The following is a 12,879-nucleotide window of genomic DNA, read 5'->3' as shown; positions in this document are numbered from 1 at the left end:
CTGCTTCGGAGGAAGAGTTCGGTCGGTTTTGGGGCTGGAGGGGCCGGGCTCGCCGCTGCGGACATTGCTTCTGGGATAAATCCCCATAATCCCTTAGGTTTCGGGCCCTGGGGCGGTGCGGGCGAGCCTGACGACGTGGACGAAGGGACTTACGAGAACATTCCGGCGACGCTTCGTCGTCTCGGCAGACCCGCGTGAACAGTGACCTGGCCCCTGCGTTGGCGTTTTCTTTTCGGAGTAACAAAGTCGTTATGAGCAAACTGACCCTCAACCGCCCGGTCTCGATAGGTTCCCTGGCACTCATCGCAATGTTCCTTCTCATTGGTGTGGTCGCTCCAGAAGCAGCGGAGCGAACCTTTAACGTCATTCAATCCGAAATCCTGAGCCGCTTTGGCTGGTTTTATATCCTTTCCGTCACGTTCTTTTTGGTGTTTGTACTCCACCTTGGGCTGAGTCGTTTTGGTAAGATCAAGCTGGGGCCTGACGATAGCGTGCCCGATTTTCCTTTTCTGTCCTGGGTGGCCATGCTCTTTGCCGCCGGGATGGGCATTGGGCTGATGTTTTTTGCTGTCGGCGAACCGCTTACCCACTTTGCCTTGCCTCCCGAGGCTGCTCCTTTTTCGGTGGCCGCGCAGCGGGAAGCGATGACCGCCACGTTCGTTCATTGGGGGATCCACGCCTGGGCCATCTATGCGGTGGTCGGTCTCTCGCTGGGCTACTTTAGCTATCGCTACAATCTCCCGCTGACCATTCGCTCCGGGCTCTATCCGATCTTTAAAGAGCGCATCGAGGGGGCTATCGGCAATCTGGTCGATATTTTTGCGATTGTGGGCACCCTCTTTGGCATCGCGACCTCCCTGGGATTTGGCGTTCTCCAGATCAACTCCGGTCTCCATGTTCTGGTCGGGATACCCGTATCCATTTTTGTCCAGGTCGCCCTGATCGCCTCGATCACAGCGGTGGCCACGCTATCGGTGGTCACCGGTCTCGGTCGGGGAGTGCGCCGGTTAAGTGAGCTCAACCTGATCCTGGCCGTGAGCCTGATGATCTTTGTGCTTACCCTGGGGCCCACGTCTCATCTGATGAATGCCTTTGTGCAGAATCTGGGCATTTATCTCGATCAGTTTTTGCGCAAATCGCTCAATATCTATGCGTATGAACCCCGGAAGTGGATCAACTCCTGGACGCTTTTTTACTGGGCCTGGTGGATTTCCTGGTCTCCCTTTGTCGGGATGTTTTTGGCGCGGGTGTCCCGGGGGCGCACGGTTCGCGAATTCGTGTTTGCGATTCTCTTCATTCCGGCAGGATTCACGTTTCTGTGGATGACCGTCTTTGGCAATTCCGCCATCCTCATCGATCGTACAGAAGCGCAGGGAGCGCTCTCTCGGGCGGTGCTGGAAGACGTCTCCGTGGGTTTGTTTCGGTTCTTTGAATACCTGCCCTTTTCCACGGTTACGGCGACCCTTGCGGTGGCGCTCATCGTCGTTTTCTTCGTGACCTCCTCGGACTCCGGAGCGCTGGTCGTCGATACGATCGCCGCCGGCGGAGAAACGAACACCTGGAAGGGGCAGCGGATCTTTTGGTGTGCCTTAGCCGGGCTCATCGCTGCGATCTTGCTCTACACCGGGGGGCTCGCCGCGCTGCAGGCCGCAACGATCGCCGGGGCCTTGCCCTTTGCCATTGTGATGATCCTGCTGTGCTGGGGGCTCTACCGAGGCATGAGCGCGGATCTGGCGAGCGAAAAGAGCACCCGCAACATCCCCCTGGCCACTCCCGGGGTGGGGCTCACCTGGCAGCGCCGTCTCAGCAGGCTCCTGTCGACGCCGACCCCCAAAGAGGTCGATGGCTATATCTATGACACCGTTGTCGTCGCCCTGCGGGAGCTGGCCGACGAGTTTATGAGTCAGGGATACGCCGCGCGCTTTGTCGACGATGACGAGGAGCCGGGGGTTCGCCTGATCGTTCCGGCCGATGAGGTTCGCGACTTTATCTACGGCGTTCAGCACTCCAGCCGGCGCCTCCCCTCCTTCACGGTCGACACCCTGGTGCAGGGCGAGTTGCTGCACGAAGCGCGAACCTTCTTCAGCGACGGCAGTCAGGGCTACGATGTCATGGGGATGTCGAAGGCACAGATCATTGCCGATGTGTTGATTCAGTTTGAACGCTATCAGGCGCAGGTCCAGTCCCCGAAGACGTCGCTCTATGTGAGCGCTCCGGAACACCGGTGAGTGTCGCCGGGTAGGGTGCCGCGCTCCCCTGGTTTTGGGGGAGCGTGTGACCGTAGGTCATGTGAAAGATGACCGTGGGTCATTTGAACGATGACCGTGGGTCGTCTGAACGCCGCGAATCATAAGGGCGAGAGGCGACCGTGGGTCATTTTGAGATGAGGGGGAGAGGTGACCGTGGGTCAGTCAGGGAGAGGTGACCGTGGGTCATGCGAAAGCTGACCGTGGGTCGTCTGAACGCCGCGAACCATAAGGGCGAGAGGCGACCGTGGGTCATTTTGAGATGAGGGGTAGAGGTGACCGTGGGTCATTTGAGAGGTGACCCGGGGCCGGTGTTTTTCGGCGGTCGTTGTCAGTCCTGACGGTGACTCAGGAGATCGCGCCTGGATTAAGGACAGATGTCTTTTCGTGATGGTCCTGACGAGCTAGCATGTGCTCACGCATACCAACGACGACGCGAGGGGTCCCTGGGCGCTCACGCATGCGCAGGAGATTTATGAAGTTTCGTGTCAATCATCCACGCTTCCAGACGAAGCGAATCGTCATCACAAGCTCCTTCATCGGTAAGCCAAAATTGTGTGCTGACGAAGACACGTTCACCGAAATGAATGTGCAGTACCATGTCGCCGATGATGCCGGTGAGTGGGTGCCCTTTGAGCTTCAGAAGAGTAACCTCTTTGATCCTGTTCCTCGTTTGCTCATCGATAACGAGCCTTTTGAGATCGCGCCGCCCCTGCAGTGGTACGAGTGGGCCTGGGTCGGCATCCCCTTTCTGTTGATCCCCACCGCAGGCTGCCTTGGGGGCGGCATCGGCAGCATGGCGATCATGCTCAATGTGCTTGTCTTTCGTGGTTTGCAGAGGGGCTTTGTTCGCTGGGCCCTGACCTTTGCCATCTCCATGGGGGCGATTGTCTTTACGTTGACGCTGGCCACCATGGTGCATCTCGCGCTGGTGGAATAAGTGCGGCAGACGGGGGGCGTCTGATGTCGTGGCGAGATGATTTTGGGGCATGGGAAGAGAGGACCCGGGGTCGTCTCAGAAGCGCACTCAGGGGAGTAGAGGTGACCGTGGGTCATTTGAGAGATGACCCAGGGTCGGTGTTTTTCGGGTGTTTTCGGGGGGTAGAGGTGACCGTGGGTCATTTGAGAGATGACCCAGGGTCGGTGTTTTTCGGGTGTTTTCGGGGGGTAGAGGTGACCGTGGGTCATTTGAGAGATGACCCAGGGTCGGTGTTTTTCGGACCTCGAGAGATGACCCCGGGTCATTCAAAAGATGACCGTGGGTCGCCTGAACGCCGCGAGCTATCGGGAGGAGAGGCGACCCACGGTCGGCGTGAGGCCGCTCAGATCGTGCGCGAATACTGCCGTGCCCCGGCGCTCAAATGGGCGTCGAAGGGCATGCAGATGTTGCGCAGGAGAAGGCGACCGCGCGGGGTTACGGTCAGCCCGGAGGCGTCGAGTTCGACCAGGCCATCATCGGCCATGGGCGCGAGTTCTCGGAGTTCGTGCTCAAAGTAGTCTGCCACCTCGACACCCAGATCCCGGGAGGCGTCTGTAAAGTCGACGCGTGCCTGGCACATCAGAGCCATGATCCAGGCGCGGCGGATGCGGTCGTCATCGCTTAAGAGGTAGGCACGGTGGATGGGGAAGTCGTCCTGGAGGATGCGCTCCAGGTAGTCGGGAAGCTCTCTGGGGTTTTGCAGGTAGAGCCCGTCAATCTGGGAGATGGAGGACATGCCGAAACCGTAGATGTCGACGCCGGCCAGGGTGGAGTAGCCCTGGAAGTTGCGGCGCAGGGTGCCGGCCTGCCAGGCGCGGGTGAGTTCGTCATCCTGGCGCGCGTAGTGGTCCATGCCGATGTAGCGGAAGCCCTCGGAGGTCAGCCGCTCGATGATGCGTTTTTGCATCGCGAGCTTCTCATCGGGGCCGGGGAGAGTGTGGCGCTCGAGGAGCTTCTGGGCGGGCTTGATCCAGGGCACGTGCGCGTAGGTGTAGATGGCAAAGCGGTCGGGGCGGAGGCTGAGAACTTCGCTTAAGGTCTGATCAAAGGTATCGGTGGTCTGGTAGGGCAGACCGTAGATCAGGTCGACGTTAATGGACGAAAATCCGGCGTCGCGAAGCCATCCGACCACGCGCTCGGTCATCTCAAAGGGCTGAATGCGGTTGATGGCTTTTTGCACCCGGGGGTTGTTGTCCTGCACGCCGAGCGAGGCGCGGTTAAAGCCTGCGTCTTTCAGGGCCTGGACCTGCTCGATGGTGAGGCGACGAGGATCGACCTCGATGGCAATCTCGGCATCTTCGGCCAGGGTAAAGTGGGTGCGGATGCGCGCTCCGAGCCAGCGGATCTGTGCCGGAGTGAGGAAGGTTGGAGTGCCGCCACCGAAGTGAATTTGCACGACTTTTCGCGCCGGGTGAAGCCAGCGCGCCTTGCGGCGCATCTCCTCGTCGAGTGCGGCCAGGTAGGGCTCGGTTTGCGAAGCGTTTTTGCCGATGACCGTGGTGCAGCCGCAGTACCAGCAGAGGGTCTGGCAGAAGGGGATATGAACATAGAGTGAGAGGGGCCGAGCCTGTGTGTTGTTGTCTTTGATGGCCTGGAGCACCTGCTCGGGCGGCACGTCGTCGCGAAAGTGCGGGGCGGTGGGGTAGGAGGTGTAGCGCGGCCCGGGGACGTCGTACTTTCGGATCAGTGGCAGGTCGACGTGGATAGGTTCTGTCATCGCAAACTCCTCGTTGATGCTGGTCGGCGTCGCCATCGACGCGATGGTTCGCGAGGGTTTTGCAACGGGTATGCCGTGCGGCGAGAAAGGGGCGCTTCAGATCGGGTGATGTGTGCATTCTCTGCGTTTTGAGTCATTAAAAGCAGGGAGCGCAGAGTGAGGTGTATGCAGAATATTCGTCTTGGAGGTGCGGAGTGCAGATTTTTCGTGTTGCCGGTGGGCCGGGGAGGTGACTGTGCGTGCAGTCAAAAGGGGAGGTTCTGCGCGTTCAGTCAAAAGGGGAGGTTCTGCGTGGGAGCGGTGCACAGCCGAGGTGTCATAATGTGCGATGAGGCGCATAGACATTGGCAGTCAGGTGACCCACGGTCGTTTGTCAGGTGACCCAGGGTCGATGTGTCAGGCGACCCAGGGTCGATTTATCAGCAGGCGGTCAGGCGACCCAGGGTCGATGTGTCAGGCGACCCAGGGTCGTTTATCAGGCGACCCAGGGTCGTTTATCAGGCGACCCAGGGTCGTCTATCAGGTGACCCACGGTCGTCTATCAGGCGACCCAGGGTCGTTTATCAGGTGACCCACGGTCGTCTATCAGGCGACCCAGGGTCGTTTATCAGGTGACCCACGGTCGTCTATCAGGCGACCCAGGGTCGTCTATCAGGCGACCCACGGTCGTCTCGTACCGCGTCATGTGGATTGGGCCTGATGTGCGATGAGGCGCCTAGAAGGGGGCGGTCAGGCGACCCACGGTCGATGTATCAGCTGACCCGCGGTCGATTTTTTAAGGTCGATTTTTTAATCTCAGAGGTCGCAGAAGGCAGCGATCGCACACAGCTCCTCGAAGCCGACGCGCATTCGCAGGCATGTTTGCGATCAAGTGACCTGCGGTCGGGTTCAGGCCTTGAGTCTGCGTCGCTCAAGCAGGTTTCACTTCGAGGTCGTCAGACGTTGCTGCCCCGTGATGAAACCCCATTCGTTGTGTCAGCAGAGTGTGGTGTGCGGCAGCCTTAAGGCTCTTCACCCTCCGGCCACCGGGCCGGAATCACGCGCATGGTGCCGTCGGCCTCCACGTCAATTCGGGTGCTGCCGTGCGTATCGGTGCGGAAAACGTCGATGTTGCGGGCCTCAAAGCGCTCCAGCACCTCAAGGTGGGGGTGACCGAAGGGGCTGGGGCGGCCGGCGGAGACCAGCGCGATGGTGGGCTGCAGGAGGTTGAGAAGTGCGGGCGATGAAGAGGTTCGTGAGCCGTGGTGGCCGGCTTTGTAGACAGCAGCTGGCCGTGGCAGGTGGTGGGCCTGGGTGAGAAGCCAGCGTTCCCCGGCTTCCTCCAGGTCGCCGGTGAGAGCGATGGCAACTCCGGCGTAGTCGACGACCACCACGATGCTGCGATCGTTCTCCGAGGGCAGCGAGTCGGGCGGAGTGAGTAGTGTGAGGCGCGCGCCGCCGGCGCTTAAGGTGAGCCGCTCGGGGAGGCGGGGAACGTGAGCTCCCAGGGCCCGGGCTTTAAGCGCCGTCTGGTAGGTGCGGGCGTGGGCGGGATTGTTGCGTGCCAGAAAGACGCGGGGGGCAAAGGGGCGCAAGAGCGCATCGAGGCCCCCGTAGTGGTCGAGATCGGCGTGTGTGAGCAGCAGCACATCAAGTCGGCGTATGCCGAGCTTGCGCAGGTAGGGGGCCACCTTTCGAAGTCCCGGATCCTGGCCGGAGAGACTGCCACCGGCATCGATGAGCATGGTGGTGCCATCGGGGAGTTGCAGGAGCGTGGCGTCGCCCTGGCCGACGTCGATCATATGTACCCTGAGAGGGGCTTCGTCGCCCCGGAGCGTTTCGCTGAGCGCGCCGGGGACCAGGCCCACGCCCCAGATCAAAAGGGCGATCAGGCAGGGACGAAGGCGTAAGCCGCCGCGTACCGCCAGCCAGCAGGCCACCCACATCGCCGCCCACTCCAGGCGATCCGGATACCCCAGGCGAAGCTCGTTGAGAGGCCAGTAGGCCACCACGTCCAGAAGTTTGAAGAGTTCGACAAAAAGCCCGGCGCCCCACCTTAAGAGCACGCCGGCCAGCCAGGGCCACACGCCGGTGAGGAGCGCACCGGCCACCATCAGAGGGAAGATCAGCGATCCCACCACCGGGATCACCACCAGGTTGGTCCAGAAGCCGCTTACTGGAAGCTCCCCGCTCATGGCGATGAGCGGGGGAAGGGTCGCCACGGAAGCCGCCGTCGAGACGCCCACAAAGAGTCCCACCGATCGCCGGTGCCGCACCCACACGCTCTCGCGCTGGCCCATCGTAGCCTGCGGCCGTAACCACAAGGGGCGCCCCTGATGAAAAAGCAGAATTCCGGCGGTGGCCGACATCGAGAGCTGAAAGCCGATCTCGAATATCAGGCGTGGTGCCCCCCACAAAAGCAGCGTCCCCACCGTCCACAACACCGAGGTCGCCTTGACTCGCCGCGTGATCAGAAGCGAGAGGCTGACCAGCGCAGCCATCAAGAACGCCCGCTGTGCCGAGACAGGGGCACCGATCGCCACCAGATAGCCCAGCAGCAAGAGCAGCGAAGGCAGCACAAGCAGCCGCCGTCTGGGCACGTAGCAATACAGGCGCGGAACCCGATCGAAGAGCAGGCGAAGGCTCAGCGCAATCAACGCGGCGATCACGCCAAAATGCAGCCCGGAGATCGCCAGCACGTGGCTTGTGGAGGTCATGTCAAAGGGCTCGCGAAACTCCGGGCGGATCATCCCCCGGCTGGCCGTGAGCATCGCCCAGGTCACCGCTAGCCCGTCTCCATCGAGATGAAGGGCGATGCGGCGCTCCAGATCCAGGCGTTGGCCGGTGAGCCAGCGCCGAAGTTTCAGCGACAGACTCATCTCCTGCGCCACGTGCACCTCCGGGCGCTCCCGCAAGGTGGCCGTGGCCAGATAGCCGCGCGCCTCCATCAACTCGCGCGCCGAACTTTGCCAGGGGGTTGTGCGTGGCACAAAACGCGCAACTCTGGCCCATCCACGCACCTCATCGCCCGGCATCGGAAGTACGTCACACGCCTGACCCTGATCCTCCCCATAAAAGAGACGCAGCGCTGGCTCGCGCCCCGCTATCAACGCGTTGAGTTCAGGCTCGTCGCTCCCTATCAGGCGAGCATCGTAGCTGTAGCCCTGTCCCATCGGCACCGGCCCGTTCTCAATGTGCACCCGGACCTCGAGCTCTCGCCGCTCCTCGCCGAGCGCTGCGCGAAGGTCGCGCTCGGCCTCCCAGCTGTGTCGATCCCGGGCGTTCATCCCAAGCACCACCAGCCCTGAGAGGCAGGCTACCGCTACCCTAAGGCCCCACCGCCGGCGCAGGCGCTGACCGTCCCCGGCCCCGTGGGCCAATATCCCCGAGAACGCTGCGACCGCCAGCAGCATCACCGCCGCGCCCAGGCTCACCATCACCGGCGGACCCGCCATGCCCACACACCAGCTCAGCGCACTCGCCCCGATGAAGCACGCCAGCGCCACGGGCACTCCCTGCGCCTCACCGCGGCTATATGCCTCCCCTCGACCCCTCAATGCACCCTCGCCAGATCACCCGTTGACAGTCCCAAATCTCCTCTGATACCGGCCCCCCTCATCGCCCTCCGAGATCTGTTGTCGCGCCTTTTTCGCCAGGCTTGCGTGATCGTCGCTAATTCTGCCGGGATTCTTTCCCACAACCTTAAGTTTTCCACCGCTTCAGGGGGAGTTTCCCACAGCCTTCCCCCTACTTTTCCACAGGGTTGTGGTTAACCGACGGTCGACCTGTGTGAATGTGCCGGTGGAACTGTGTGTGGTGTGTAGTATGTTGATTTTGTTGGTTTTTTTGTTGCGCTCGCACGATGGGGTGAGGGCGCATATCCCTCCGAAATAGCAATCCGGGAGGCTTCCACAGCGATCTGTGAAAAAGCCTGTGGAAAAAAATGGGGAAAAGTCTGGCGATCGCCCGAGGTGTCTGAAAACGCACCAGGCGCAGACCATTGTGGCCGCGAGTTTGGGCATGCATGTGGCGACCCGGGGTCACGTTTCCATCGCGGGGTCACGTTTCCATCGACCCTGGGTCAACTTTTCGGCGACCCAGGGTCACCGGTTTCGCCGACCCTGGGTCAACTTTTCGGCGACCCAGGGTCAACTTTTCGCCGACCCACGGTCACCTTTTCGGCGACCCAGGGTCACCGGTTTCGCCGACCCAGGGTCACCGGTTTCGCCGACCCACGGTCAACTTTTCACCGACCCTGGGTCAACTTTTCGGCGACCCAGGGTCACCGGTTTCACCGACCCACAGTCACCTTTCCCCCGACCCACGGTCATCTTTTCGGCGACCCACGGTCACCTTTTCGGCGACCCACGGTCACCTTCTCCTGCTGCAAATCACCGCCCCACAACCGCCATCTCCTTCGCACAACACTCCCCACACCAGCATGCCTCGCCCACGTCCTGATCGTGCGCATTGCGCCAGCAGGAATACCCCCCCGCGATCGGCCTGTTGTTGCGGCACAGGAGGTCGGGGCCGACGGTGAGTCACACAGCGACGCTCGCGGGCGTTGGCGTGCTGGCCATAGTCTGCTATGCCATGCACCGATCATCGGACTGACAAAGTGCCACTGAAAAAGCAGCGCGCGCGCAGCGGAACCACATTCCTATGAAGAAGCTACTGACATCTCTATTCGGGTCGGCCAACGAGCGTTACATCAAAGACGCTCGAGCGAAGGTCGCGCAGATCAACAACCTCGAGGCCAAATACGCCGCGATGAGCGAGGATGAGCTCAAGGGCCAGACCGGCGTCTTACGCCAGCGTCTGGAGCAGGGAGCCACGCTCGACGATCTGCTTTTCGACTCCTTTGCCGTGACCCGCGAGGCCGGTAAGCGCGCCCTGGGCATGCGTCACTACGACGTGCAGATGATCGGCTCGATGGTCATGCACGAGGGCAAGATCGCCGAGATGAAGACCGGTGAAGGTAAAACCCTGGTCGCCACGCTCGCGCTCTACCTCAACGCGCTCGAGGGCAAAGGTGCCCACCTGATCACGGTCAACGATTACCTGGCTCAGCGTGACGCCGCCTGGATGGGCAAGCTCTACAGCTACATGGGCATGAGCGTCGGGACGATCATCAGCGATATGAGCGACGCGGCTCGCAAGCGCGCCTACGCCGCCGACATCACCTACGGCACCAACAACGAGTTTGGCTTCGACTACCTGCGCGACAACATGAAGTTCCGCCTGGAAGATTACGTCCAGCGCCCGCTTCGTTTCGCGATTGTCGATGAGGTCGACTCCATTCTGATCGATGAGGCCCGTACCCCGCTGATCATCAGTGGTAAGGCCAACATGTCGACCGAGATGTACTTTGAGATCAACAAGATCGTGCCCTACCTCAAGCGCGATGAAGACTACCTCGTCGACGAGGAGCACCGCAGCGCCACGCTCACTGACAGCGGCGTAGAGAAGGTCGAGGAGCGGCTGAAGATCGACAACCTCTACGACCCGGTGCACATCGAGACAGTCCACCACGTGAACAAAGCCCTCCAGGCGCACACCCTCTATAAGAAGGGTGAGCAGTACATCGTGGAGGACGGCGAGGTGAAGATCGTCGATGAGTTCACCGGTCGTAAGATGGAGGGGCGGCGCTGGTCCGATGGCCTTCACCAGGCGGTTGAGGCCAAGGAAGGCGTCGAGATCAAAGACGAGAACCAGACGCTCGCCACGGTCACCTTCCAGAACTACTTCCGCATGTACGATAAGCTCTCGGGCATGACCGGTACCGCCGAGACGGAGGCCGAAGAGTTCCACGAGATCTATAAGCTCGACTGCGTGGTGATCCCCACCAACCGGCCGATCCAGCGTATCGACCAGGAAGACGTCATCTACCGCAGCTACCGGGAGAAGTTTAACGCGATCGTCGAGCAGATCGTGGAGTGCAACAAGCGCGACCAGCCGGTGCTCGTCGGTACGACCTCGGTCGAGAAGAGTGAGGCTCTGGCTCAGGTGCTCAACCGCAAGGGCATCAAGCACGAGGTGCTCAACGCCAAGTACCACGAACGTGAGGCCGAGATTGTGGCTCAGGCCGGCCGTAAGGGCCGGGTGACCATCGCCACCAACATGGCCGGTCGTGGTACCGATATTCTGCTCGGTGGTAACCCCGATGCCATGGCCGACGATCTGGTCGGTGAGCCGGATGTGCCTGAATTTACACCGGAAAATGAGCGGGAGCAGTACTTCAGCGAGGAGTACAAGGCCGCGCTCAACCGCTTCAAAGAGCAGTGCGCCAAAGAGAAGCAGGAAGTTCTCGATAACGGCGGCCTCTTCATCATCGGCACCGAGCGCCACGAATCTCGCCGCATCGATAACCAGCTTCGCGGCCGCGCCGGCCGTCAGGGCGACCCGGGGGAGAGCCGCTTCTTCCTCTCGCTTGACGATGACCTGCTGCGTCTCTTCGGTGCCGAGCGCATCGGCAAGATCATGGACACGCTCAAGATGGAAGAGGGTGTGCCCATTGAGCACCGCATGGTCACCCGCAGCATCGAGAACGCTCAGAAGAAGGTCGAGGGCCGTAACTTCGACATTCGTAAAAACGTGCTCGAATACGACGACGTGATGGATACCCAGCGTAAGACCATCTACACGATGCGTCGCAACGTGCTGCAGGGCTACGACGAAGATGGCCGCGGGCTGCTCTCCATGTCGCTCGATCTCTTTGAAGAGGTTGCGCTGAGCACCATCGACACCTACGCCTCGCGTCAGGTGCGCCACGATGACTGGGATCTGGCCGGACTCTCCATGGCCCTTGAACAGGTCTTCGACCTGGAGATCTCCTTCGATGATATCACCGGTCGTGATGCCATTGAGGCCCGTGTCTGGTCGCGTATCGAAGAGATGATCAGCGGCAAGGAGGCGATGCTCGATGAGGTCGCCGCCAAGGTCAACGAGCGCCGCGCCCAGCAGCGCGAGCAGCAGTCGGCCGCCGCAGCCGCCGACGGCGCGGATTGGAGTGAGCCGGAGGTCGACGAGGTCACCGGTCGTCAGCTCTTTGAAGAGCAGATCCAGAACCGCTACCTGCGCGCGATTGACCGCTACTGGCGCCAGCACCTTCAGGCCATGGAGCAGCTTCGCGACGGCATCGGCATGCGTGGTTACGCCCAGAAAGACCCGAAGCAGGAGTATAAGAAGGAGGGTTACAACCTCTTTGTCGACCTGATGATGAACATCAAGACCAACGTGGTCGAGTTCGTCTCGAAGTTCGAGGTGGAGCAGCCCGAGTCGCTGCAACAGCGTCAGGCTCCGGCGCCGCAGGTGCCCAGTAAGATCGTCTTCAACCGCCCCGGTGTGAGCGCCGAGTCCGAAGAGGATCGAAGCACCGTCAAGCGCGAGCTGCCGCAGGTCGGACGAAACGATCCCTGCCCCTGTGGTAGCGGCAAGAAGTACAAGTCGTGCTGCATGCGTAAAGAGGCCGCGGCCAGCTAAGTAACACCGACACACTCGCCGGCGGCTCGAAAGGGCCGCCGGTTTTTTTTATCCCTGAGGCCAGGCGCTCGCATGTCTTGGAGCGTACACCAGATTGAGGTCGGCATGATGAAGGTCTTTGCCCGCGGCATCGCCTTTGACGGCAAGCACGGGGTTTATGAAGAGGAGCGCCGCGACGGTCGCCACTTTGAGGTCGATGTGGAAGTGACCCTGCGTGACGCCTCCTCGGCTGAGTCCGATGCGCTCGCTGAGACGCTGGATTACCGCCACCTCGCCGAGATCGTGGTGGAAGTTGCGCAGGGCCCCAGCCGTTTTCTGGTCGAGAAATTGGCCGGCGAGGTCGTGAGGTTGGTCCTGGAGCGCCACGGTCAGGTCGAGGAGGTCTGCGTGGAGGTGCGAAAGATCGCCCCCGATGTTGCCGGCAGCCCGGAGTGGGTGGGCGCGCGATTGACGCGCCGGCGCTCCGCTTGACCGAC

General features: G+C 61.3%; 6 protein-coding genes. 4 read left to right on the top strand and 2 right to left on the bottom strand.

Annotated elements, in window-relative coordinates:
- The first annotated feature begins 251 nt into the window (after positions 1-251).
- Together EA187_RS12790 and EA187_RS12785 are read left to right on the top strand one after the other, a co-directional pair.
- Positions 252-2,228, top strand: a complete 1,977-nt coding sequence (locus tag EA187_RS12790; RefSeq protein ID WP_127780500.1) for a BCCT family transporter — start codon at positions 252-254, stop codon at positions 2,226-2,228.
- Between the two features lie 493 nt (positions 2,229-2,721).
- Positions 2,722-3,186, top strand: a complete 465-nt coding sequence (locus EA187_RS12785; protein ID WP_115605287.1) for a hypothetical protein — start codon at positions 2,722-2,724, stop codon at positions 3,184-3,186.
- Positions 3,187-3,568: 382 nt separating this feature from the next.
- Here EA187_RS12785 and hemN read toward each other — a convergent pair whose 3' ends face one another.
- Entirely contained in the window at positions 3,569-4,942 is a 1,374-nt protein-coding gene (gene hemN / locus EA187_RS12780; RefSeq protein WP_206524313.1) for an oxygen-independent coproporphyrinogen III oxidase, read from the bottom strand.
- 1,001 nt (positions 4,943-5,943) lie between these two features.
- Complete coding sequence (locus EA187_RS12775) at positions 5,944-8,427, bottom strand: DNA internalization-related competence protein ComEC/Rec2 (protein ID WP_127780499.1); 2,484 nt, start codon at positions 8,425-8,427, stop codon at positions 5,944-5,946.
- Between the two features lie 1,156 nt (positions 8,428-9,583).
- Between EA187_RS12775 and secA the strand changes: the two genes are divergently transcribed.
- Positions 9,584-12,403 carry a preprotein translocase subunit SecA gene (gene secA / locus EA187_RS12770; RefSeq protein WP_115605283.1) on the top strand — a complete coding sequence of 940 codons (2,820 nt, stop codon included), beginning with the start codon at positions 9,584-9,586 and terminating at the stop codon, positions 12,401-12,403.
- Between the two features lie 72 nt (positions 12,404-12,475).
- Positions 12,476-12,874: a dihydroneopterin aldolase gene (gene folB / locus EA187_RS12765; RefSeq protein ID WP_115605281.1), complete on the top strand. Its 399-nt coding sequence runs from the start codon at positions 12,476-12,478 to the stop codon at positions 12,872-12,874.
- The last annotated feature ends 5 nt before the right edge of the window (positions 12,875-12,879 follow it).

The organism is Lujinxingia sediminis (assembly GCF_004005565.1).
Lineage (GTDB): Bacteria > Myxococcota_A > Bradymonadia > Bradymonadales > Bradymonadaceae > Lujinxingia > Lujinxingia sediminis.
Note: the sequence above shows the minus strand (reverse complement) of the source record. Positions and strands in the feature narration are given on the sequence as shown.

Bases quoted from the DNA above. Each gene is read 5' to 3' on its own strand.
- EA187_RS12790 (WP_127780500.1), top strand. From the start codon at position 252: ATGAGCAAACTGACCCTCAACCGCCCGGTCTCGATAGGTTCCCTGGCA.
- folB (WP_115605281.1), top strand. From the start codon at position 12,476: ATGTCTTGGAGCGTACACCAGATTGAGGTCGGCATGATGAAGGTCTTT.
- secA (WP_115605283.1), top strand. From the start codon at position 9,584: ATGAAGAAGCTACTGACATCTCTATTCGGGTCGGCCAACGAGCGTTAC.
- hemN (WP_206524313.1), bottom strand. From the start codon at position 4,942: ATGACAGAACCTATCCACGTCGACCTGCCACTGATCCGAAAGTACGAC.
- EA187_RS12785 (WP_115605287.1), top strand. From the start codon at position 2,722: ATGAAGTTTCGTGTCAATCATCCACGCTTCCAGACGAAGCGAATCGTC.